Below are 21,587 nucleotides of genomic sequence, written 5' to 3'. Positions count from 1 at the left end.
GCAGATCCCGCCCCCAGCACACCGCCGCGCCTACCGCCCCCGCCCCATCGGCTCCCGCCGTGCCCCGCCCGCGCCCCGCCCCCTACGCGTACCGCTCCCGCAGTTTGTACTTGAGGACCTTGCGCAGGGCTTCGTTGCGGGGGAGGGCTTCCAGGAGTTCGAGTTGTTCCGGGAGTTTGTGGGTGGCCAGGCCTTCGGTGCGGAGGTAGGCCGTGACCTGGTGGAGGGTCAGGGGGGCTGCTCCCGCGGGCTGTTCGACGACCGCGCAGACGCGTTCGCCGCGGGTCTTGTCCGGGAGGCCGATGACCGCCACGTCCGCGACGCCCGGGAGGCGGTGGAGGAGGTCTTCGATCTCCTTGGCGGAGATGTTCTCGCCCTTGCGGATGATCACGTCCTTGCTGCGGCCGGTGAGGACGAGGTAGCCGTCCGGGGTGAGGTGGCCGAGGTCGCCGGTGATCAGGTAGCCGTCGGGGTCGAAGGCCTCGGCGGACTGGTCGTGGCCCAGGTAGCCCTGGCAGACCGCCTCGCCGCGCAGGCGGACCTCGCCGTCGGTGTTCGCAGGGAGCGGGGTGCCGTCGGGGGTGGTGATGCGGATGGACATGCCCTCCGGGGGTCGGCCCTCGGTGGTGGCGAGGCGCTCCGGGGTGTCGTCGGGGGCGCCCATGGTGATCATCGGGACTTCGGTCATGCCGTAGCCGTGGGTGAGCTGGCAGCCGAGTTCGCGGACCACGGCGTGGTAGATCTCCGGCGGTTTGGGGGCGCCGCCGCCCGCGAGGAGGCGGAGGGTGGGGATGAGGGGGACGTTCGGGGCCATGCGCTGTTCCGTGAGGAACATGGAGTAGAAGGCGGTGGATCCGCCGGCGACGGTGACCCCGTGGCGGCGGTAGCCGTCGAGGGCGTCCGGCATGGCGAACTTCTCGAAGAGGACCGCGGGGAATCCGTAGAGCAGCAGCATCACGGTGTAGTCCGGTCCGGCTATGTGCGCGAAGGGGAAGGCCATCGAGCCGACGTCGGACGGGGTCAGGTGCAGGGCGTGCGCGAGGCAGGAGCCGCCGGCTATGAGGGAGCGGTCGGTGTGCAGGACGCCCTTGGGGTCCGAGGTGGTGCCGGAGGTCCAGTAGATCCAGCGGACGTCGGTGCCGGTGGCGGGCGGTGGGGGCAGTACGGCCGGGTCGCCGTCGGGGAGGGAGGCGTAGGCCTCGAAGACGCCGCGGGCGCCGAGCCGGCGGGCCATGGCGGGGTAGTCGTGGCCCCGCCAGGTTCCGGGTGTCGCGAAGAAGTCCGCCTTGGCCTCGCGGAGCGCGAAGCCGACCTCGCGGTCGCGGTAGAAGGGGATGACGGGGGTCTGGACGGCGCCGATCCGGGCGAGGGCGACGGTGAGCAGCACGGTCTCGATGCGGGTGGGGAGCTGCCAGGCGACGACGGTGCCGGGGCGTACTCCCATGTCGTGGAGGCCTGCGGCGACGCGTTCGGAGCGGTCGCGCAGTTCTCCGAAGGTGAGGCTCCGGTCGTCGGCGGGGTCTTCGGCCGCTTCGATGAGGACGGCGGTGTCCGGGGTGAGTGCGGCCCGGCGGGAGACGAGTTCCCACAGGGTGCGGGAACGGCTCAGTTCTGTCGCGGTCGCGGTGTCCGTCATCCCAGACCTCCCCATAGCCATAGCTGACGGTTAGTCAGATCAAGCGCAGAGCGTAGAGCGCATGCGCTTGTCGGTCCAGGGGTGGCGGGGCTAGCTTGTTTCTGACGATCCATCAGATCGGCACGGGATTGGCACCGGATTGGGGAGCCCATGGAACTGCCTCGGATCATCAGCGTCGACGACCACGTGATCGAGCCCGCGCACCTGTTCGACGTCTGGCTGCCCGCCAAGTACCGCGACCGCGGGCCCAAAGCGCTCACGGCCGGCATCGGCGAGCTGCAGTACACGGGCGGCAAGTACGTGATCTCCATGGACCCGGACGGCCCGCCGACCGACTGGTGGATCTACGAGGACCTGAAGTTCCCGTACAAGCGCAACATCGCCGCCGTCGGCTTCGACCGCGACGACATGACGCTGGAGGGGATCACCCGCGAGGAGATGCGCCAGGGGTGCTGGGACCCCAAGGCGCGCCTCGCCGACATGGACCTCAACCACGTCGAGGCCTCCCTGTGCTTCCCGACCTTCCCGCGCTTCTGCGGGCAGACCTTCGCCGAGGCGCACGACAAGGAGGTGGCCCTCGCCTGCGTCCGCGCCTACAACGACTGGATGGTCGAGGAGTGGTGCGGCGACAGCGGCGGCCGGCTGATCCCGCTGTGCATCATCCCGCTGTGGGACATCGACCTGGCCGTGGCCGAGATCCGGCGCAACGCGGCCCGCGGGGTGCGCGCGGTGACCTTCTCGGAGATCCCGACCTACCTGGGACTGCCGTCGATCCACTCCGGCTACTGGGACCCCTTCTTCGCCGTCTGCCAGGAGACCGGCACGGTGGTCAACATGCACATCGGGTCCAGCTCGCAGATGCCCGCGGCGTCCCCCGACGCGCCGCCCGCCGTCCAGGCGTCGCTCAGCTTCAACAACGCGATGGCCTCGATGATGGACTTCCTCTTCAGCGGCGTGCTGGTGAAGTTCCCGACGCTCAAGCTGGCCTACAGCGAGGGGCAGATGGGCTGGATCCCCTACGCCCTGGAGCGCGCGGACGACGTGTGGCAGGAGCACCGGGCGTGGGGCGGGGTGCGCGACCTGATTCCCGAGCCGCCGTCGACGTACTACTACCGGCAGATGTTCTGCTGCTTCTTCCGCGACAAGCACGGGATCGCCTCGCTCGACGTCGTCGGCCGGGACAACGCGACCTTCGAGACCGACTACCCGCACGTCGACTCGACCTTCCCGCACACCAAGGAGGTCGCCCTCGACCACGTGCAGGGGCTGGACGACGAGACCGTCTACAAGCTGATGCGCGGCAACGCCATCCGCATGCTCGGCCTGGACCTCGACAAGCACCTGGCCAAGGACAAGGGCCGCTGATGGACCTGACGTACACCGAGGAGGAGCAGGACTTCCGGGCGCGGCTGCGCGAGTGGCTCCTCAAGGCGCTGCCCGAGCTGCCCGCCCGGCCGTCCCCGGACGACTGGCCGGGCCGCCGCGCCTACGACCTGGGCTGGCAGCGCCGGCTGTACGAGGCCGGTTACGCCGGCCTGCACTGGCCGGTGGACGCGGGCGGCCGCGGCGCCACCCCGACCCAGCACCTGATCTTCCTGGAGGAGACGGAGCGCGCGGGGGCCCCGTACGTGGGCGCGAACTTCGTCGGGCTGCTGCACGCCGGCCCGACGATCGCCGCCGAGGGCACGGCCGGGCAGCGGGCGCGCTGGCTGCCGCCCGTACTGCGCGGCGACGAGGTGTGGTGCCAGGGCTTCAGCGAGCCCGACGCGGGCTCCGACCTGGCCACCCTGCGCACGCGCGCGGTCCGCGACGGCGACGACTACGTGATCACGGGCTCGAAGATCTGGACCTCGCACGCGGAGGTCGCCGACTGGTGCGAGCTGCTCGTACGCACGGCCCCCGACGCCCCCAAGCACCGCGGGATCTCCTGGCTGGCCATGCCGATGGACGCGCCGGGGGTGACCGTACGGCCGCTGCGCACGCTCGCCGGGTCGACGGAGTTCGCCGAGGTGTTCCTCGACGAGGTACGGGTCCCGGTCGCCAACCGGGTGGGCGCGGAGAACGACGGCTGGCGGGTCACCATGGTCACCCTGTCCTTCGAGCGGGGCACCGCCTTCGTCGGCGAGGTCGTCGCGTGCCGCAGGACCCTGGGCGAACTGGCCCGTACGGCGAGGGCGAACGGCCGCTGGGACGATCCGGCGCTGCGGCGCCGGCTGGGCCGGCTCTACGGGGAGTTCGGCGCGCTGTGGCGGCTGACCCAGTGGAACGTCAGCGAGTCGGAGCGCTCCGGCGGGGTGCCGGGGATCGGCGGCTCGGTCTTCAAGCTCGCCTATTCGCACGCCCGCCAGGAGCTGTACGACGTGGCGGCCGAGGTGCTGGGGGCGTCGTCGCTGTCGCTGGAGGAGGAGTGGACCCTGGACCGGCTCTCCTCCCTCTCGTACACGATCGCGGCGGGGACCTCGCAGATCCAGCGGAACATCGTCGCCGAGCGGATCCTCGGCCTTCCGAAGGGCCGGTGAGGGCATGGACTTCCAGCCGACGGAGGACCAGCGGGCCCTGCGGGCGGGCGTAAGGGAGCTGCTGGAGGGCCGGTACGGGCGGGAGGCGCTGCGCGCCTCGGTGGACGCCGCGGCGGACGCGGGCGCGGGCGCGGGAGCGGGCGCGGCCGTGGCCGTGGACCGCGGCCTGTGGCGGGAGCTGGGCGAGGCGGGCTTCTTCGCGCTGCGGCTGCCGGAGTCCGAGGGCGGCGTGGGGCTGGCGCTGCCGGAGGCGGTGCTCGTGTTCGAGGAGGCCGGCCGGGCCCTGGTGCCGGGGCCGCTGGTGGCGACGCACCTGGCGGCGGGGGTGGTGCCGGGGGCCGCGGCGGGTGCGGCGGTGGTGACCGCCTTCGACCTGGGCGGGGAGCTGGTCGCGTACCTGGGGGAGGCGGACGCGGTGCTGGGGGCGGCCGTGCTCCCGGTCGGCGAGCCGGTGCGCGCGGCGGACCCGCTGACACCCCTGTACCGGGTCGCGCGGCCGGGCGGCGCCGGAGTGTCGGCGTGCGAGTCCGCGTACGTGTCGGAGGGGGCGCTGCTGACGGCCGCGCTCCAGGTCGGGAGCGCGCTGCGGACGGTGGAGCTGGCGGTGCGGTACGCGGGGGAGCGCGAGCAGTTCGGGCAGCCGATCGGGGCGTTCCAGGCGGTCAAGCACCTGTGCGCGCAGATGCTGGTGCGGGCGGAGGTGGCCCGTACGGCGGTGTACGCGGCGGCGGTGACGGGGGATCCGGGGGAGGCAGCGGGGGCGAAGCTGCTGGCGGACGAGGCGGCCGTGCGCAATGCGCGGGACTGTCTGCAGGTGCACGGCGGGATGGGCTTCACGTGGGAGGCGGACGTGCACCTGCACCTGAAGCGGGCCTGGGTGCGGGCCGAACAGTGGCGGACGACGGCGGCGGCGGAGGAGCTGCTGGCGCAGGAACTGCTGGACTCGACGCGGTAGGCGGCGCGTCGGGAGGCGCGGTGGGGGCGCGGCCGGAGGTGTGCCGGGAGGCGTGTGACGGGCGGGCCGTGAGGGGCCCGTGAGCCGCACGGGAGGGGTACGGGAGCAACGACGCGGGACGCATGTCCGATTACAGAGAGTTGATATCGGTTTGTGTCCTGCGCCTACCCCGTTACGGCCCGGAGTCGGGTGCCTGCTCCGGTACGCTCCCACGCATACGAGTGGTTGAGCGGCGTGGCCGCACAGTATGCACTACGCCTACTTCTTCGCGCGTGAATATGCCCGAAGCGCTTGTTGTGGTGACTGTAGGTCAACCATGCTGCTACGGAAGGGGGTCACGGTCGGTGATCCCGTCCTGTCGCGAGGCGAAGTGTCCGCCGGTTCGGATGGTGTGAGCGGTGCAGGTGCTTCAGGTTCAGCTGGAGGTAGGCGCGGATCCGGCCGAGGTCGGCCGGGCGCGGCGGTGGGCTCGGTCCCGGCTGGCGGGGTCCGGCATAGGGGACGACGAGCCGCTCGCCGAGACGCTGATCCTGCTGATCTCCGAACTGGTCACGAACGCGGTCGTGCACACGGGCTGTCCGGCCGTGCTGCGCATGCTCTTCGGGGGACCGGGGGTGCGGGTCGAGGTGGCCGACGCCAGTGACCGGGCCCCGGCCCGCCGGCAGGCCTGCGGCGAGGACACGGGCGGGCGCGGCCTGGAGCTGGTGGACGGCCTGGCGGACCGGTGGGGCTGGCAGCGCGAGGGCGCGGGCAAGCGGATCTGGTGCGAGATCGACCGGGCGCGGAAGGCGGAGGCGGACGCCGCTGCGAGTGGCGCCTCGGCCGAGACGGCCCCGTGCTGTCCGCCCGAGGTTCACACTCCGGTGCGGGAACCGCGCGTGTACCTCTAACGAGGTGTTGACGGTTCGTCACCTGTTGATCACCCTGGTGTGGAGCGATTCGACGCGAGGGGACGCCAAGGACACGCCTTGACGAGTGCGGGTCGCGGGGTGGCGGCCGCCGTGCCGCGCTCGGGGCGTGCATGCGCGCCGCCGCCACCCGCAGCACACCGCGGCGCGCTCCGCGGCCCTGAGGTACGGGCGGCGGAGCGCGGCGGGCGCAGGGCGCCGGGGCGGGAGGTCAGCCGTCGGTGCAGATCACGTCGTAGGGGCGGCCCACCGAGATGGTCAGACGGATGGGGTCCGTGGTGCCGGAGGGGCACTCTTCCTTGGTCTTGACGAGGCCGAGGACCTTGAGCGCGCCCGAGCCGCCGCAGGGGACCTCCTTGGCCTGGGAGGTCACGCAGTCGCCCTTGACGAGCTGGCCGCCGCCGGCGCCCGCGTCGCCGGGGTGCTCGTTGGAGAGGTTGCGGCCGCAGACGGTGTTGGTGGGGATGCCGCTCGACTTGCCGCCGCTGTAGGAGATGCTCACCTCGATCATCACGTCGGTGCCGGCCGGGCACTGGATGGAGCCCGGCAGGATGCTGGCGTCCTTGATGTCGATGGCCTTGAAGGAGGCCCCGGAGTCGGAGCAGCTCGTCCGCTTGTACGCGTCGGCGCCCTTGGAGGGGTCGGGTCCGCCGCAGTCGCCGACCTTCCACGCGCTGGAGGTGTCGGAGGAGGACTCGGGGGAGCCGGGGTCCTTGGCCGTGGGCTTGGCGGACGGCGACGCGGAGGCGGAGGTGGAACCGGAACCGGACGTCTTGCCCTTGTCCTCGCCCAGCACCTTGGAGGCGCCGTAGGCGCCGACGACGACCAGGGCGACGACCAGGAAGGTGACGAACTTGTTGTTCCCGCGTCGCTGCGGGGCGCCCGGGGTGAAGGGCGGCGGTGGCGGGGGTGGGGACGCCTGGTACGGGTTGGACATGCGCTTCTCCAGTGCTGAGGGTGGTGAGGAGCGGGGGGTGACGCGAGAACGGTGACGCGTCATGGACACAACATGGTTCCACCCGGCGCGGGGCCCGGTCCGCCGGGGTCGCCCCGCCCCTCGCCACCTGCGCGGACGCGTCTCAGAGGATGGCCACCGGGGCCACCGGGGTGCCGGTGCCGCCCACGAAGGGCTCGGGCATGGCCGACAGGAGGAAGGCGTACCGGTTTTCTTCTGCACAGGCTGTGGACAGTTTTTCGAGGTTCCAGTTCTGACCCTGGTGCATGCCCATCTCCACCAGGTCGAGGGCGTGGACCGGCAGCCACAGGTTCTCGATCTCCGGCGGGAAGATCTCGAAGGTCAGGGTGTCGTTCGCGACGGCCGCCACGTCCCGGGCGTGGAACCACTCCGGCGTACGGACGGACAGCCCGGGGGAGGGGAAGCCGTAGCCGTGCCTGTCGCCCGCCAGGTAGGCCTGGATCTGGCCGGTGCGGACCAGGACGATGTCGCCGGGGCGGACCGTGACCCGGCCGAACTCCTCGGCCTCCGCCAGGTCCGCCGGGCTCACCGCGTGGTCGCCCGGCAGCCGGTCGAGGCCCTTGGCGCGGGCGACGTCGAGGAGCACCCCGCGCGAGACGATGGGGGTGGCCTTGTCGATGCCGCTGAACTCGGCCCGCCCGTGCGCGGTGATGCTGCCGGCGGGGCGGCCGTTGTAGATCCGGCCCGAGTGCGAGACGTGGGTGAGGGCGTCCCAGTGGGTGCCCGCCTGGAGGCCCATGCTGACGGCGTCGTCGCTGCACGCCACCGTGCCCGGGCCGAAGAGCTCCTGGTTGATCTGCACCATCGTGTGCAGCGGGTTGATCCGGCCGGGGATCATGCCGACCTGGACCCCGTCCTCCTTCAGGGGCAGCGCCAGGGGGACGCGGCGGCCGCTGCGGATCTCCGCGGCCGCACCCCGGACGACCTCGTCGGTGATCAGGTTCAGGGTGCCGATCTCGTCGTCGGCGCCCCAGCGTCCCCAGTTGTTGACGCGCTTGGCGATGTCGTGGAACTCGGCGGGCAGGGTCATGGGCGTCGACAGCTCCTTGCGTGAATGCGGCAACGAGGGCTTGTGCGCGTACATCTGACTACCCATAGAATCTAACGGTCCGTCAGAAAACGCGGGAAGGGGCCGGACGTGGGGAACTTCTTGGCAGGCAGGGTCGTCGCCGTCACCGGCGCCGGCCGGGGCATCGGACGGGCCGTGGCACTCGCCGCGGCCGCCGAGGGCGCCAGGGTCGTCGTCAACGACTACGGCGTCGGCATCGAGGGCGGAGAGCCCACCAGCGAGATCGCCGACGGCGTCGTGAAGGAGATCCAGGCCGCCGGCGGCGAGGCCGTCGCCGTCGCCGACGACATCTCCACCATGGCGGGCGGCCAGCGCATCGTCGACACCGCCCTCGCGCAGTACGGACGCATCGACGGGGTCGTCTGCGTGGCCGGCATCCTGCGCGAACGGATGCTGTTCAACATGAGCGAGGAGGAGTGGGACCCGGTGGTAGCCACCCATCTCAAGGGCACCTTCACCGTCTTCCGCGCCGCCTCCGCCGTCATGCGCCGCCAGGGATCGGGCACCCTGATCGGCTTCACCAGCGGCAACCACCAGGGCTCCGTCGCCCAGGCCAACTACAGCGCCGCCAAGGGCGGGATCATCTCCCTCGTCCGCTCCGCCGCGCTGGGCCTCGCCAAGTACGGCGTCACCGCCAACGCCGTCGCACCCGTCGCCCGCACCCGCATGTCCGCGAACGTCCCCATGGAGCTCAAGGAGATCGGCGAGCCCGAGGACGTCGCGGCGCTGGTCACCTACCTGCTCTCCGACAAGGCCGTCGCCGTCGGCGGCGAACGCATCACCGGACAGGTCTACACGATCGCCGGCCCGAAGATCGCCGTCTGGGCACAGCCGCGCGAGCTGCGCGCCGGATACGCCGAGGGCTCCTGGACCCCGGAGAAGATCGCCGACTTCCTGCCCGGGACGGTCGGTACCGACCCGATGCCGATGCTGGCGCAGCTGGAGGCCATGGCCAAGGCGGCGGCCGCCAAGGACCGCCCCAACGCCTGACGGGGGGCGCGGCATGGATTTCGCCTTCGGGGCCGAGGACGAGGAGCTGCGCGGCCGGGCCCGGGCCTGGCTGGCTGAGCACCTCGTGGGCCCGTACGCACAACTCCTCGGCCTCGGCGGGCCGGGCAGCGAGCACGAGGGCGCCGGGCCCCGGCGCGACTGGGAGCGCGAGCTGGGGCGCGGCGGCTGGATCGGGCAGGGCTGGGATGCGCCGGAAGGGGCGTACGGGCAGCGCCGGCTCTCGCTGACCGGGCAGGTGGTGTGGGCCGAGGAGTACGCTGCGCTGCGCGCCCCCGGCCGGGTCGGCCACATCGGGGAGAACCTCCTCGCGCCCACCCTGATCGCCTACGGCAGCCCGGAGCAGCAGCGCCGCTTCCTGCCCGCCATCGCGCGCGGCGAGGAGCTGTGGTGCCAGGGTTACAGCGAGCCCGGCGCCGGCTCCGACCTCGCGGGCATCCGTACCGCGGCCGTGCGCGACCCGGCCGACGGGCTCTTCCGCGTCACCGGGCAGAAGATCTGGACCTCCCTGGCCCGGGAGGCCGACTGGTGCTTCGTCCTGGCCCGCACCGAGCCCGGTGCGAGGCGCCACCGCGGCCTGTCCTTCCTCCTCGTACGCATGGACCAGCCCGGCCGCGTGGAGGTCCGGCCGATCCGCCAGATGTCGGGGACGGCGGAGTTCAACGAGGTGTTCTTCGACGGGGCGGTGGCCGCGGAGGTCGTCGGCGCGGAGGGCGACGGCTGGACCGTGGCCATGGGGCTGCTCGCCCTGGAGCGGGGCGTCTCCACCCTGGTCCAGCAGATCGGCTTCGCGGCCGAGCTGGAACGCGTCCTCGGCCTGTACGCGGCTTCGGGGACGGCCGACCCGGTGGTCCGCGACCGCCTCGTACGGCAGTGGGCCGAGCTGCGCACCATGCGGTGGAACGCGCTGCGGACCCTGGGCGCGCAGGGCGATCCGGGCGCGCCGAGCGTGGCCAAGCTGCTGTGGGGCGGCTGGCACCGGCGGCTCGGCGAGCTGGCGGTGGAGGTCCGGGGGGCGGCGGCCGCAGCCGGGCCGGGCGCCTGGGCGCCGGAGGTCCCCTACGAGCTCGGACTCGACGAGGAGCAGCGCCTGTTCCTGTTCACCCGCGCCGACACGATCTACGGCGGTTCGGACGAGATCCAGCGCAACATCATCGCCGAGCGCGTGCTCGGCCTGCCTAAGGAGTCCAGGTGAGAGGCGTCGTGTTCGACGGCAAGCAGGCCCAGGTGGTCGACGACCTGGAGATCCGGGACCCGGGGCCGGGGGAGGTGCTCGTCGCGATCGGCGCGGCCGGGCTGTGCCACAGCGACCTGTCGGTGATGGACGGGACGATCCCGTTCCCGCCGCCGGTGGTGCTGGGGCACGAGGGCGCGGGGGTCGTGGAGGCCGTCGGGGAGGGTGTCACGCACGTGGCGCCCGGCGACCACGTGTCGCTGTCCACGCTGGCCAACTGCGGGGCGTGCGCGGACTGCGACCGGGGCCGGCCGACGATGTGCCGCAAGGCGATCGGGATGCCCGGGCAGCCGTTCTCGCGCGGCGGCAAACCCCTCTTCCAGTTCGCCTCCAACTCCGCCTTCGCCGAGAAGACGATCGTCAAGGCCGTGCAGGCGGTGAAGATCCCGGCCGACATCCCGCTGACGTCGGCGGCGCTCATCGGCTGCGGGGTCCTGACCGGGGTGGGGGCCGTGCTCAACCGGGCCCGCGTCGACCACGGCGAAACGGTGGTCGTCATCGGTACCGGCGGCATCGGGCTCAACGTGCTCCAGGGCGCCCGCATCGCCGGGGCCGCGACGATCGTGGCGGTGGACGCGAACCCGGCGAAGGAGGCGGTGTCCCGGCAGTTCGGGGCCACGCACTTCATCGACGCGTCCGCGGTGGCCGACTCGTCGGCGGCGGTCCGCGAGATCCTGCCGACCGGCGCCGACCACGCCTTCGAGTGCGTGGGCAACGTCAAGCTGATCCGCCAGGCCGTGGACCTCCTCGACCGGCACGGCCAGGCGGTCCTGCTCGGTGTGCCGGGCTTCAAGGAGGAGGCGTCCTTCCTCGTCTCGTCCATGTACCTCGACAAGACGATCATGGGTTGCCGGTACGGGTCCTCACGCCCGCAGCGCGACATCTCCCTCTACGCGGAGCTCTACCGGCAGGGCCGGCTGCTGCTGGACGAACTGGTGACGGAGGTCTACCCGGTCGAGGACTTCGCCAAGGCCGTCGACGACGCCCACCACGGGCGGGTGGCGCGCGGGGTGCTCACCTTCTGACGGGCGCGGGGGCACGACTGCCGGCCCGCCCCTCCCCGGGGGGCGGGCCGGCAGCGGGCTTTCGGCGGTCGGCCCCCGGTACGTTCGTCAGTCGGCGAGGCGGCCGAAACGGCCCTTGTGGAAGAGGAGCGGACCGTCCTCCCCGGCCGCGCCCATGGCCACGACCCGGCCCACGACGATGAGGTGGTCCCCGCCGGTGTGGACGGCGTGGATCCGGCAGTCGATCCACGCGGGCACGGCGTCGAGCTGCGGGGATCCGGTGACGGGGGCCGGGTTGTGGGCCACCCCGGCGAACTTGTCCGCGCCGCTGACGGCGAAGGACCGGCACAGCTCGCCCTGTTCGGCTCCCAGGATGTTGACGCAGAACACCCCGGCGCGGGCTATCCGCGGCCAGGTGGTCGACGTACGGGCCACCATGAAGGTGACCAGGGGAGGGTCCAGGGACAGCGAGGCGAAGGACTGGCAGGCGAAGCCGGCCGGGCCGCTCCCGTCCCCCTGCTCGTCCGCGTCGGCCGGCGCGGTGATGACCGTGACACCGCTGGCGAAGTTCCCGAGCACGGCCCGGAACTCGGCGGGACCGACCGGCGCGCGCTCGTCGTCGCCGACGGCGCGCAGATCGGGACGCGGCAGGGCGTCGACGGACTCGGGTTCCCGCTCCGCCGGGGCGGAGGTGGGGGAGCCGACTGACCTGAGGTATCGGACGACGGTGGCCGCCATCCCTGCATGTCCCATCACACCTCCGATTGAAGCTGACGGGGCGTCAGATTGGAAGGGTGATGCGGCCTCCGGGCCCGCTCCGGATGGACGGGATCCGGTGGCCGGCGGTGCCGACGCACCCGCACGGGTGAAACCGGCCGGGCGGGCGGCTCTGCGGGCCCGGCCGGGGGAGGAGGCTCGGCATCGTGGCTGCGACCCGTACCGCCGCCGCACCCCGGAGGGCACATGCTCGGCACCGACTTCCGCACCGGATCACCCAACTGGCTCGACCTCGGCAGCCCCGACACCGGTGCGTCCGCCGCGTTCTACGGGGCCGTCTTCGGCTGGGAGTTCGTCTCCGCCGGACCCGAGGCCGGCGGGTACGGCTTCTTCCGGCAGGACGACAAGACCGTCGCCGCCCTCGGGCCGCTCACCGAGGAGGGTGCCCGCTCGGCCTGGATGCACCACTTCATGACCCCCGACATCCAGGCCACCGCCGAGGCCGTCCGGGCCGGCGGCGGGACGGTGCGGACGGAGCCCATGGACGTCATGGGCGAGGGGTGGCTGGCGCAGTTCACCGACCCGCAGGGCGCCGAGTTCGCATGCTGGCAGCCCGGCAACACCGCCGGGTTCGGGATCGCCTCCGCCGAGAACACGCTGGTGTGGGCAGAACTGCACGTACCCGACCCGGTCGCCGACATCGCCTTCTACGCCGGGCTGTTCGGCTGGCGGCACGCCGAGATGCAGGCGCCCGGGATGACGTACCGGGTCCTGAGCACCGCCGACGGCGACCAGGAGGACGCCTCCTTCGGCGGGGTCGCACCGCTCGGCGAGGGGGCCGGCGGCGGGGAGCAGGACGCGCGCTGGGTTCCCTACTTCCACGTGAGCGACGTCGACGCCACCATCACCCGGGCGGAGCAGAACGGCGGGACCGTCCTCATGCCGGCCGCCGACGTACCGGACGTCGGGCGTCTCGGGTGGCTGGCGGACCCCTTCGGCGCGGTGTTCGCGCTGCTGAAGCCCGACGCGCGGATGTAGGACGGGCCCTGATCAGCGGCCGAGGTACTTGGGCGTGCGGCGCTCCACGAAGCTCGCCACACCCTCGTTCGCGTCGGCCGTGGTCATGTTGATCTCCTGAGCGGTGGCCTCGGCGGCCAGTGCGGCTGCCCGGTCGCCGTCCAGGGAGGCGTTGACCAGCTGCTTCGTCATGGCGAGGGCCCTGGTCGGGCCCTGGGCGAGCCGCTCGGCCCACTCCCGGGCGGCGGCCTGCAGCTCCTCGGCCGGAACCACCCGGTTGACCAGGCCGAGCCGCTCGGCCTCGGCCGCCGGGACGGCATCGCCGAAGAACATCAGCTCCTTCGCCTTCTGCGGGCCGACCAGGCGGGGCAGCAGGTACGCGCCGCCGCCGTCCGGGACCAGGCCGCGGCGCACGAACACCTCGATGAAACGGGCCCCTTCGGCGGCGATGACGAGGTCGCAGGCGAGGGCGAGGTGCGAACCGATGCCGGCGGCTGTGCCGTTGACGGCGGCGATGACCGGCTTCTCGCAGTCGAGCACCGCGGTGATCAGGCGCTGCGCGCCGAGCCGGATCATGCGTGCCACGTCCCCCGCGACGCGGTCGCCGTCGGTGGCGGGGGCGCCGCGCAGATCGGCGCCCGCGCAGAAGCCCTTGCCGGTGGCGGTCAGGACGACCGCCCGGACGGCGGGATCGGCGGAGGCCTCGGCGAGCAGGGCGATGACGCGCTCGCGCTGGGCCCAGGTGACGGCGTTCATCGCCTCCGGGCGGTTGAGGGTGATCCAGGAGACGTTGCTCTCGGTGCGGTGGAGGACGGTGTCCTCGGGCGCGGCGGTCATGCGAAAACTCCGTTCGGGGCGATCGGGTGCGGCGGGTGCGGCGCCGTGGCGGGGGCGCTGCCCCCGAGCCCCGCGCCTCGAACTCCCCCGGCTACCGCTGGGAGGTGCCCCCGGGCGGGGCCGGATTTCCAGCCGTCCGGCGCTTGAGAACCGGTTCCGGGGCGGAGCCCGGCAGCGGAGGCGACAGCGCCCCGTGGGGTCAGCGGCAGATGGCGAGGGCGTCCAGGGCGACCGCGCCCTGGCCGCGGGGGAGGACCATCAGGGGGTTGATGTCCAGCTCGGAGAGTTCGTCGCCGAGCTCCAGGGCCATCCGCTGGATCCGCAGGACGACCTCCACCAGCGCGTCCACGTCGGCCGGGGGCGCGCCCCGCACGCCTTCCAGGAGGGCATGGCCGCGCAACTCCGTGAGCATCGCCCGGGCCTGGTCCTCGCCGAAGGGCGGGACGCGCACCGCCGCGTCGTGCAGGACCTCGACGAGGACGCCGCCCAGCCCGACGGTGACGGTCGGGCCGAAGAGGTCGTCCTGGGTGACCCCGACGACCATCTCCACGCCCCGCTCCACCATCTGGCAGACCAGGATCCCGTCGAGCGGGACGTTCTCGTAGCGGGCGATGTCGGTCAGCTCCCGGTACGCGTCGCGGATCTGGCTCGCGGAGGTCAGGCCGATCTTCACCAGGCCGAGTTCGGTCTTGTGGCCGAGCTGCGGGCCGGAGGCCTTCATCACCACCGGGTAGCCGACCAGCCCGGCGGCGCGTACGGCGGCTGCCGCGCTCGTCACCAGCTGCTCGCGGGGCACGCGTATCCCGTAGGCGCGCAGGAGCTGCTTCGCGGCGTGCTCGCTGAGCTGCTGTCCCGGCCGCATGAGGGCCTGCGCCTTGCGGTACGAGGGCGACGGGGTGCGCGGTGCGTCCTCGAAGGGGGAGCAGTAGCGGGCGGTGAAGCGGTGGTGGCCGAGGTAGGCGCGGACGGCGGTGATGCAGTTGCCGAAGGTGCGGAAGGTGGCCACGCGGGATGAGCCGAGGAGGGTGGTGCGGTAGGCGTCCTCGGTGCCGACGGGGGAGCCCCAGATCACGCAGATCAGCTTGTCGGTCTGCTCGGCGGCGTCCACCAGGTCCTGCGCGAGCCTGTCGCTCATCGGGGGGAAGGGGCCGGTGATCGGACAGATGAGGACGCCCACCGACGGGTCGGCGAGGATCGCGTCGATGATCTTCCGGCCGCGCCAGTCGCCGACGGGGTGGCCGCCGTTGTCGACGGGGTTGGCGACGTTCAGGTACGGCGGGATCCACTGGTGGAGTTCGTCCTGCTTGGCCTGCGAGAGGGTGGGCAGGTGCAGGCCCGCCTCGGTGGCCAGGTCGGAGAAGTGGGCCCCGGTGCCGCCGGAGATGGAGTAGACGACGACGCCGTCGGCCTCGGGCCTGCGGGCCCGGGCGAGGAGGGCGGCCGTGTCCTGGAGCTCGTCCAGGCCGTCGACGCGGATCACGCCGAACTGGCGCATGGCGGCGTCCACGACGGTGTCGGCGCCGGTCAGCTTCCCGGTGTGGGAGGCGGCCATGCGGGCGCCGGTCTCGGTGCGGCCGACCTTGACGGCGACGACGGGGACGCCGTTGCGGGCGGCCCGGTCGGCGGCCAGGAGGAAGGACCGGCCGTCCTTGAGGCCTTCGACGTAGCAGGCGATGGCGCCGACCTCGGGCTGCTCGGCGAAGTAGGAGATGAAGTCGGAGGTCTCCAGGTCGGCCTCGTTGCCGGTGGGTGCCCAGTGGGACAGCCGGATGCCCAGCTCCTGCAGGGTGTAGACGGGCCGGCCCTGGTGGCCGGACTGGGTGATCAGGGCGATCGCCGGGCCGTCGAGGTCGTCGCGGAACTCCTCGAAGGCGTTGAGGTTGGTGTTGGGCCCCAGCAGGCGCAGGCCGGAGCGCCGGACCGCGGCGGCGAGGCGGTCCTGGGCGGCGGCTCCCGCACCGCCGGTCTCCGCGAAGCCGGAGGCGAAGGCGACAGCGAACTTCACCTTGGTGTCGGCGAGTTCCTCGATGACGGGCAGCGGGTCGGAGACCAGCAGGACGGCGAGGTCCACCTGTTCGGGCAGATCGGCGACGGAGGCGTGGCAGGCCAGCCCGAAGACGGTGGGGCGGGTGGGGTGCACGGGGTGGATCCGGGCGCCGACGCGGTCCGCCCAGGCGATGAGCTGGCGGGTGATGCCGGTGTTGGGTTTGCCCTCGGCGTCGGAGGCGCCGATGACGGCCACGGACTCGGGCCGGAAGAACCGGTCCAGGTCGGGTACGTCGGCGTGCAGCGGCCGTCCGCTGACGTCCATGGGGATCGCGTCGTCGGCGGAGGGCGCCGCAGACGAATGGACGGCCGTCCTGGGGGTCTCCCCGCAGGCCTCGACCCGTGCGCGGAAGTCGGTGGTGAGGGTGCCGTGAGTAGATCCAAGCATCGTTCCGCCCGCTCCTGCTCGATGAACCTCGATGGAACTCGATAACTGACGTGTAGTCAGATTACTGAACTGACGTGCCGTCAGGAACAGGGCTGCGCAGGAAAGCTGGTGGAGGTGATGTGGTGAACGGTGGCAGATGGCCGCCGAGCGGGTCCAGAGTGCACTTCCGGCCGAGATCACCCGCGTCCGGCAGCGTGCGCCGCGGCCCTGGATGTCCGCCCGCGGCCGTGCCATGATCGATTCCATGACTGCTGTCCGAAAGGCCCATGCCGCGTAAGCGGCCCGGCGCGCTTCGCGCGCAACGAGCACTGCCCCTGCAGAGGTACACGGATTCCGGCCGCTGCTGGTATGCCGAACCGCCCAGACCGTGGCCCACCCGTATCGACCGCCTCTCCCCGCGGACGGTCGCCGCGATCCACCGCGAGGAGTGCCGGCGCCCCTACGACGAGGGGCTCTGGCCCGGGGCGACCCGAACGGCCCTCCGGACCTGCCGCACCTTCCTCGCCCTGCCGGGCCGTTGGCTGTATCTGCGGCGGGACTACTGCGGCTGCGAGTCGTGCGACCTCCGCCACGACATCGCCGTGGCGCGCGACCTCCTCGACCTGGTCGCGAGCAGGCTTGCGCCATGGCCCCGCCGGGAGCTGGAGGCCCTGCTGGCCGTACTGGACGAGGAGCTGCGGCGGCGGACCGTACCCGACCCGTTCGCCCGGCAGCCGCACCGCAGGGGAGCCTGGTGGCGCCGGCGGCTCTACGACCTGGACCACCTCCTGTGACGCGCAGGCGGGCGGGACTCAGCCGCCGGCCGCCCGACGCGCCATCGCCTTGGCGATCTTCTCCGCGTCCCGGGCCATCTCCCGGAACATCCCGCTGATGGGGTTGGAGAAGCCGGTGAAGTACAGGCCGTCGGCCTCCGCCGCGGTGCGGGCACCGTGCGCGCGGGGCCGGCCGCGCCCGTCCAGAACCCCGGGGTGGCCGACCAGCCCCTCCAGCCGGCGGTGGTAGCCGGTGGCCGCGACCACCGCGTCCGGAGTGATCCGCGAGCCGTCCGCGAGGACCACCTCCGGCCCGTCGAAGGACTCCACGGCGGCCACCGGCTCCACCTTCCCGGAGCGCACCGCGTCGATCAGGCCCACGTCCTGGACCGGGATCGCCCCCTCCTCGACCCGGCTGTACAGGCCGGTGGAGGGGCGCGGGAGCCCGTACGCCGACAGGTCCGGGACGGAGGCCCGGGCCACGAGCGCGCCCAGCCGGTCCACGAGCCGCACCGGCAGCCGCCGGACGAGGATCCCGCTGCGCTGGGCCGGCCAGCCGGCCGTGGAGCGGCGCATGACGTGCGGGGCGGTGCGCACGGCGAGCCGCACCCGGGCCGCGCCGCCCTCGGCGAGGTCGACGGCTATCTCGGCGCCGGTGTTGCCGACACCGACGACGAGGACGTCCTGGCCCGCGTACGGCCGGGGGTTGCGGTAGTCGGCGGCGTGCAGCAGTTGGCCGCCGTACGACTCCCGGCCCGGCCAGTCGGGCAGTCGGGGCGTGTGGTTGAAGCCGGTGGCCACGACGACGGCCGCGGCGGTCAGTACCCGCCCGCCGCTGGCGTGCAGGATCCAGCCGCCCTCCTGGCCGGGGTCGGGCTCGATCCGGGTCACCTCGACGCCGGTGACGAGCTCCAGCTCGTGGAACTCGGCGTACTTCTCCAGGTAGCGCACGACGTTGTCGCGGGACACCCAGCGCCCGAAGCGGCGCGGCATCGCCAGGCCCGGGAGGGCGGACAGCCGCCGTGTGGTGTGCAGGTGCAGCCGGTCGTAGTGGCGCCGCCAGGACGCGCCGACGGTGTCGGACTTCTCGACGACCACGGCGCGGATCCCGCGTGCGCGCAGGGCGGCGGCGGCGGCGAGGCCGCCGGGGCCGGCCCCGATGACGTACACGGGGCGGGGCTGGGTGGTCATGTCGACTGCTGGTGCGGGGACTGCGGGGACTGCGGGCATGAGGTGTGATCGTATCGCCACGCTGGGTTGATGGGTCTCGGACAAGGAGGGAATCGATTGCGGATCGGTCACGGGCGGGGCTTGCGGCCGCGTGCGCGCAAGCCGCGGCGGGCCGGGGCCTTGCGGGATCGGCCCGCATCCGCTGAACTGACGTACCGTCAGATCAAAGCGGATCGAGGCAGATCAAGGGTGAGAAGGGGTGGGGGCTGCCGATGCAGACCATCTGGCTCAGTGGGGCCGAATGGCTCGCCGTGCTCCGGATAGGCCTCGGCCTGTGGTGGCTGGAGAGCTGGCGGCACAAGGACAAGAAGGGCTGGTTCGAACGCGGCACCGGCATCGCGTGGGCCGCCGACGTCGCGAACAAGCATCGCTGGACCTTCGTCAAGGGCGGCTTCCAGCTGGTCGTCGCACCACGGCCGAAGGCGATGGCGTACCTCGTCGTCTATGCGGAACTCGCCCTCGGGCTGGGCCTGGTGTTCGGCTTCCTGACCCCGGTCGCCCTGATCGGCGGACTCCTGCTGAACCTCCTCTACCTCGTGCTGATGATCCACGACTGGGCGGAGCAGGGGCAGAACGCGATGATGGCGCTCATCTCGCTCGTCGCGCTCCTCGCCATGTCCTGGCAGACCTGGTCCCTCGACGCGGCGATCGGACTGTTCCTGTGAGCGGCGGTGGCGGGAACGGCGGGAGCGGCGGCCGTACCGGCACCGGCACCGGCGGCGGTACCGGCACCGGCGGCGGTACCGGCGTCCGTTACGACCTCCCCGAGGCGGACGACTTCACCCGCCCCTACTGGGACGCGGCGGCGCAGGGCCGGCTCCTGCTGCGGCGGTGCGCCGACTGCGGGCGCGCCCACCACTACCCGCGCGAGTTCTGCCCCCACTGCTGGGCCGACGAGGACCGCGTGACCTGGGAGAACGCGAGCGGCCGGGCCACCCTCTACACGTGGTCGGTGATCCACCGCAACGACCTCCCGCCGTTCGGCACCCGCGTCCCCTACACGGCGGCCGTCGTCGACCTGGCCGAAGGCCCGCGGATGATGACCGAGGTGGTCGACTGCGAGGCCGTCGGCCTGCGCATCGGCATGCCGCTGACGGCCACATTCCGCGAGGCGGCGGACGGGGTGTGGGTGGCGGTCTTCCGGCCCGCTCAGGGCCAGAGCAGCTCGCGCACCCAGGAGCCGCCGGCAGTGCGCCGGTAGCGCAGACGGGTGTGCCTGCGGGAGGCGTCCCCCTGGAAGAACTCCACCTCGGCGGGGGCCAGTACGTACCGCGTCCAGGTCGGAGCCGGCGCGTCCGGCTCGGACCCGGCCCGCTCCCAGGCGGCCTCCGAAGCCCGCAGCAACTCCTCCACGGAGCCCAGCACCTCGCTCTGCCGGCCGGTGAGCGCGGCCGCGAGCGCACCGCGCGAACGGACCGCCAGGTCCGCCCGGCTCTCCTCCGGGCCGCACGCGGTGACCTCGCCGCGGACCCGGACCTGCCGGCCGACTGACGGCCAGTAGAACCCGAGCGCCGCATCCGGCCGCGCCGCCAGCTGCACGCCCTTGGTGCTCGTGGCGTGCGAGGCGAAGTGCCAGCCCCGCGCGTCGACGTCGTGCAGCATCAGCGTCCGTACGTCGGGCCGCCCCTCGCCGTCCACCGTGGCCAGGCTCATCGTGTGCGGCTCCGGCTGCCCGGCCCGGGCGGCGTGCACGAACCACTCCCGGAACAGCGCCACCGGCTCGCCGGGCGCCGCCCCGGTGTCGAACCCGGGGAGCGGGGAGTCCCACACGCGCAGCGCGTGCAGGACCGCGCGGAACTCCTCACCGCCGACCCCGCTGCTGCCCTCGTCGCTGATCTCGCTGCTCATGGCGCCCAGGCTAAGCGCGACCGGGCGCCGGAGCGGCAGGGTCGGACGCTCCGGCCTCGGCACGCCGCGAGCCGGGCCGGCCCGAACGCGCCGCTCCCGGCGCGCACCTCGTCGGGTAAGCGCGGCACCAGCCCTGCACCGCAGTCGGTTCGGCAAGTCGGGCCGCCACCCTGCGCGGGTGTGACGTAGCGGGGTGCCGGCCGCCGGGTGGAGTGGGCTGACCGTACGGGGCGGGCGTGCCGTTGCCCAGCAGCCGCCGGAACCCGGACGCGGAGCCGTCGTGTGGTGCAGCTCACACGGACGGGCCGCTCAGTTGTCGCTCAGCCGGCGGTCATACCTACGACGACATAGCAACGAAGGAGACTTGTCGTGGCAGACACCGTGAAGGGCCCCGCCAGCTACTTCCCGTCGATCGAGAAGAAGTACGGCCGACCGATCGCCGAGTGGAAGGACCTGATCAGGTCCTCGCCGCTGACGAAGCACATGGAACTCGTCGCCTGGCTCAAGGCGGAACACGGCCTGGGCCACGGCCACGCCAACGCCCTCGTGGCGGACACGCTGGCGGAGGGCAAATAGGGGCCGGCACTCCGCCGGGGCACGGGCGCGGGCACGGGCGCGGGCGCGACGCGGGGCGGGGGCGGAAGGTGCGGGCATGACGCGGGGAGCGGCGTCTGCGCGAGGCGGGGGCGTGAGGCGCGGGAGCGACGCGAGGAGCGGCGTTCCGGCGGGGCGGGGATGGGGGCGCGGGAACGGCTTCGGGGGTGGGGTCCGTGTGGCGGGGTGGGAGGCGCGGCGGTGGTGGCGTGGGAGCGGGGTTTCGCCGGGGCGGGATGGCGGAGCGCGGGGCGGTGGCGGGAGAGCGGTGTTCCGGCGGGGCGGGATGGCTGAGCGCGGGGCGGTGCGGAAGGGGCGGGGCCTGAGCGGGGCGGCATCAGGGTTGTGCTGGGGGTGTCCCGTCCGTCCTATCGTCTTCCGTGTCGGGCCGGTCCCTCAAGGGCGCTCCTTTGTCGCGTCGCTTCGCGATGTCGCTGCGCTCCACCCTTGACCGCCCGTCCCGCCCCGGAAAATCGAGGACAGCCGGGAAGCCCCCAGAAGAACGGGCCGGGGGAGAGACAGAGGGACGGGCACATCAGCGATGCGCGGGGCGGTCGGGGGACGCCTCAGATCGCTACACGGTCCCGCCCGACGGCGTCCGCAGGCCCCTTGGGCTGGGCATAAGCCGCCAGCGATGGGGGGCTTTTCGATCACGCGACTGCAGACCGTCTGGGGCTGGACATAGGCCGCAGACGCCCTGATGCGCCTAACTTGGACGGCGTCTGCGGCCGGTTTGGGAGAGGGAAAAGCGCCAGATGACGGCTGAGGCGATGCCCATCCAGGTCTGGGAGGGCGTGCACCTCACACGGCCGCCCGTTTGCCCCAATTACCCATGTTTGGGCGTGCGGT

The 21,587-nt window shown here is 72.9% G+C and carries 20 protein-coding genes; 12 read left to right on the top strand and 8 right to left on the bottom strand.

From position 1 onward, the window contains the following. Positions 1–82: 82 nt before the first annotated feature. Entirely contained in the window at positions 83–1,636 is a 1,554-nt protein-coding gene (locus E6U81_RS06455; protein ID WP_136229114.1) for an AMP-binding protein, read from the bottom strand. A 150-nt stretch (positions 1,637–1,786) separates the two neighbouring features. On the opposite strand from E6U81_RS06455, the gene E6U81_RS06450 reads away from it, so the two are divergent. The 4 genes from E6U81_RS06450 (at position 1,787) to E6U81_RS06435 (ending at position 6,000) form a co-directional block, all read left to right on the top strand. Beyond that, a complete protein-coding gene (locus E6U81_RS06450) occupies positions 1,787–3,001 on the top strand; it encodes an amidohydrolase family protein (RefSeq protein ID WP_136229113.1) in 1,215 nt (404 codons plus the stop codon). Continuing rightward, on the top strand, positions 3,001–4,155 hold the full coding sequence (locus E6U81_RS06445) for an acyl-CoA dehydrogenase (protein ID WP_136229112.1): 1,155 nt from the start codon (positions 3,001–3,003) through the stop codon (positions 4,153–4,155). Before E6U81_RS06450 ends, E6U81_RS06445 begins: the two co-directional genes overlap by 1 nt. 4 nt (positions 4,156–4,159) lie before the next feature. Then, positions 4,160–5,110 (top strand): acyl-CoA dehydrogenase, encoded by a 951-nt coding sequence (locus E6U81_RS06440; protein WP_136229111.1) that lies wholly within the window; start codon positions 4,160–4,162, stop codon positions 5,108–5,110. 398 nt (positions 5,111–5,508) lie between these two features. Next, positions 5,509–6,000 carry an ATP-binding protein gene (locus E6U81_RS06435; RefSeq protein ID WP_136229110.1) on the top strand — a complete coding sequence of 164 codons (492 nt, stop codon included), beginning with the start codon at positions 5,509–5,511 and terminating at the stop codon, positions 5,998–6,000. Positions 6,001–6,229: 229 nt separating this feature from the next. Here E6U81_RS06435 and E6U81_RS06430 read toward each other — a convergent pair whose 3' ends face one another. After that, positions 6,230–6,955 carry a hypothetical protein gene (locus E6U81_RS06430; protein WP_240803679.1) on the bottom strand — a complete coding sequence of 242 codons (726 nt, stop codon included), beginning with the start codon at positions 6,953–6,955 and terminating at the stop codon, positions 6,230–6,232. Between the two features lie 142 nt (positions 6,956–7,097). Further along, positions 7,098–8,024 carry a cyclase family protein gene (locus E6U81_RS06425; protein WP_136229109.1) on the bottom strand — a complete coding sequence of 309 codons (927 nt, stop codon included), beginning with the start codon at positions 8,022–8,024 and terminating at the stop codon, positions 7,098–7,100. Positions 8,025–8,132: 108 nt separating this feature from the next. Between E6U81_RS06425 and E6U81_RS06420 the strand changes: the two genes are divergently transcribed. From E6U81_RS06420 to E6U81_RS06410, 3 genes are read left to right on the top strand one after another with little or no spacing between them, the layout of a single operon-like run. After that, on the top strand, positions 8,133–9,053 hold the full coding sequence (locus E6U81_RS06420) for an SDR family oxidoreductase (RefSeq protein WP_136229108.1): 921 nt from the start codon (positions 8,133–8,135) through the stop codon (positions 9,051–9,053). A gap of 13 nt (positions 9,054–9,066) precedes the next feature. Then, positions 9,067–10,266 carry an acyl-CoA dehydrogenase family protein gene (locus tag E6U81_RS06415; RefSeq protein ID WP_136229107.1) on the top strand — a complete coding sequence of 400 codons (1,200 nt, stop codon included), beginning with the start codon at positions 9,067–9,069 and terminating at the stop codon, positions 10,264–10,266. After that, positions 10,263–11,330 (top strand): Zn-dependent alcohol dehydrogenase, encoded by a 1,068-nt coding sequence (locus E6U81_RS06410; protein WP_136229106.1) that lies wholly within the window; start codon positions 10,263–10,265, stop codon positions 11,328–11,330. The genes E6U81_RS06415 and E6U81_RS06410 overlap by 4 nt, the downstream gene beginning before the upstream one ends. Before the next feature lie 87 nt (positions 11,331–11,417). Here the strand turns inward: E6U81_RS06410 and E6U81_RS06405 are convergent, their stop codons facing one another. Further along, positions 11,418–12,047, bottom strand: a complete 630-nt coding sequence (locus E6U81_RS06405) for a flavin reductase family protein (protein ID WP_136229315.1) — start codon at positions 12,045–12,047, stop codon at positions 11,418–11,420. A 225-nt stretch (positions 12,048–12,272) separates the two neighbouring features. Between E6U81_RS06405 and E6U81_RS06400 the strand changes: the two genes are divergently transcribed. After that, positions 12,273–13,064: a VOC family protein gene (locus E6U81_RS06400; RefSeq protein WP_136229105.1), complete on the top strand. Its 792-nt coding sequence runs from the start codon at positions 12,273–12,275 to the stop codon at positions 13,062–13,064. 12 nt (positions 13,065–13,076) lie between these two features. Here E6U81_RS06400 and E6U81_RS06395 read toward each other — a convergent pair whose 3' ends face one another. Both E6U81_RS06395 and E6U81_RS06390 read right to left on the bottom strand, forming a co-directional pair. Further along, entirely contained in the window at positions 13,077–13,880 is an 804-nt protein-coding gene (locus E6U81_RS06395; RefSeq protein ID WP_136229104.1) for an enoyl-CoA hydratase-related protein, read from the bottom strand. Between the two features lie 199 nt (positions 13,881–14,079). Continuing rightward, entirely contained in the window at positions 14,080–16,314 is a 2,235-nt protein-coding gene (locus E6U81_RS06390) for an acetate--CoA ligase family protein (RefSeq protein ID WP_136229103.1), read from the bottom strand. A 266-nt stretch (positions 16,315–16,580) separates the two neighbouring features. Between E6U81_RS06390 and E6U81_RS06385 the strand changes: the two genes are divergently transcribed. Further along, the gene (locus tag E6U81_RS06385; protein ID WP_136229102.1) at positions 16,581–17,087 is read left to right on the top strand and encodes a hypothetical protein; all 507 of its coding nucleotides are present in this window, start codon (positions 16,581–16,583) and stop codon (positions 17,085–17,087) included. Positions 17,088–17,105: 18 nt separating this feature from the next. Here the strand turns inward: E6U81_RS06385 and E6U81_RS06380 are convergent, their stop codons facing one another. After that, positions 17,106–18,296, bottom strand: coding sequence for an NAD(P)/FAD-dependent oxidoreductase (locus tag E6U81_RS06380; RefSeq protein ID WP_206309859.1), 1,191 nt, complete (start codon positions 18,294–18,296; stop codon positions 17,106–17,108). Positions 18,297–18,508: 212 nt separating this feature from the next. Here E6U81_RS06380 and E6U81_RS06375 point away from each other — a divergent pair, with 212 nt between their 5' ends. Further along, positions 18,509–18,961 (top strand): DoxX family protein, encoded by a 453-nt coding sequence (locus tag E6U81_RS06375; protein ID WP_136229101.1) that lies wholly within the window; start codon positions 18,509–18,511, stop codon positions 18,959–18,961. After that, positions 18,958–19,497 carry a Zn-ribbon domain-containing OB-fold protein gene (locus E6U81_RS06370; protein ID WP_136229100.1) on the top strand — a complete coding sequence of 180 codons (540 nt, stop codon included), beginning with the start codon at positions 18,958–18,960 and terminating at the stop codon, positions 19,495–19,497. Before E6U81_RS06375 ends, E6U81_RS06370 begins: the two co-directional genes overlap by 4 nt. Here the strand turns inward: E6U81_RS06370 and E6U81_RS06365 are convergent. Further along, positions 19,446–20,144, bottom strand: coding sequence for a pyridoxal 5'-phosphate synthase (locus E6U81_RS06365; protein ID WP_136229099.1), 699 nt, complete (start codon positions 20,142–20,144; stop codon positions 19,446–19,448). The two genes, E6U81_RS06370 and E6U81_RS06365, sit on opposite strands and share 52 nt — an antisense overlap. A gap of 369 nt (positions 20,145–20,513) precedes the next feature. On the opposite strand from E6U81_RS06365, the gene E6U81_RS06360 reads away from it, so the two are divergent. Then, positions 20,514–20,720, top strand: a complete 207-nt coding sequence (locus tag E6U81_RS06360; protein WP_136229098.1) for a DUF4287 domain-containing protein — start codon at positions 20,514–20,516, stop codon at positions 20,718–20,720. The last annotated feature ends 867 nt before the right edge of the window (positions 20,721–21,587 follow it).

Source organism: Streptomyces sp. A0592, assembly GCF_004795115.1.
GTDB classification, from domain to species: domain Bacteria; phylum Actinomycetota; class Actinomycetes; order Streptomycetales; family Streptomycetaceae; genus Streptomyces; species Streptomyces erythrochromogenes.
The sequence above is the reverse complement of the archived record's forward strand: the minus strand, read 5'-3'. Positions and strand labels throughout refer to the sequence as shown.

Excerpts from the sequence above, each read along its gene's own strand:
- E6U81_RS06455 (WP_136229114.1), bottom strand. The coding sequence starts at position 1,636 with ATGACGGACACCGCGACCGCGACAGAACTGAGCCGTTCCCGCACCCTG.
- E6U81_RS06450 (WP_136229113.1), top strand. The coding sequence starts at position 1,787 with ATGGAACTGCCTCGGATCATCAGCGTCGACGACCACGTGATCGAGCCC.
- E6U81_RS06445 (WP_136229112.1), top strand. The coding sequence starts at position 3,001 with ATGGACCTGACGTACACCGAGGAGGAGCAGGACTTCCGGGCGCGGCTG.
- E6U81_RS06440 (WP_136229111.1), top strand. The coding sequence starts at position 4,160 with ATGGACTTCCAGCCGACGGAGGACCAGCGGGCCCTGCGGGCGGGCGTA.
- E6U81_RS06430 (WP_240803679.1), bottom strand. The coding sequence starts at position 6,955 with ATGTCCAACCCGTACCAGGCGTCCCCACCCCCGCCACCGCCGCCCTTC.
- E6U81_RS06425 (WP_136229109.1), bottom strand. The coding sequence starts at position 8,024 with ATGACCCTGCCCGCCGAGTTCCACGACATCGCCAAGCGCGTCAACAAC.
- E6U81_RS06415 (WP_136229107.1), top strand. The coding sequence starts at position 9,067 with ATGGATTTCGCCTTCGGGGCCGAGGACGAGGAGCTGCGCGGCCGGGCC.
- E6U81_RS06405 (WP_136229315.1), bottom strand. The coding sequence starts at position 12,047 with ATGGCGGCCACCGTCGTCCGATACCTCAGGTCAGTCGGCTCCCCCACC.
- E6U81_RS06400 (WP_136229105.1), top strand. The coding sequence starts at position 12,273 with ATGCTCGGCACCGACTTCCGCACCGGATCACCCAACTGGCTCGACCTC.
- E6U81_RS06395 (WP_136229104.1), bottom strand. The coding sequence starts at position 13,880 with ATGACCGCCGCGCCCGAGGACACCGTCCTCCACCGCACCGAGAGCAAC.
- E6U81_RS06390 (WP_136229103.1), bottom strand. The coding sequence starts at position 16,314 with ATGCTTGGATCTACTCACGGCACCCTCACCACCGACTTCCGCGCACGG.
- E6U81_RS06385 (WP_136229102.1), top strand. The coding sequence starts at position 16,581 with ATGCCGCGTAAGCGGCCCGGCGCGCTTCGCGCGCAACGAGCACTGCCC.
- E6U81_RS06380 (WP_206309859.1), bottom strand. The coding sequence starts at position 18,296 with ATGCCCGCAGTCCCCGCAGTCCCCGCACCAGCAGTCGACATGACCACC.
- E6U81_RS06375 (WP_136229101.1), top strand. The coding sequence starts at position 18,509 with ATGCAGACCATCTGGCTCAGTGGGGCCGAATGGCTCGCCGTGCTCCGG.
- E6U81_RS06365 (WP_136229099.1), bottom strand. The coding sequence starts at position 20,144 with ATGAGCAGCGAGATCAGCGACGAGGGCAGCAGCGGGGTCGGCGGTGAG.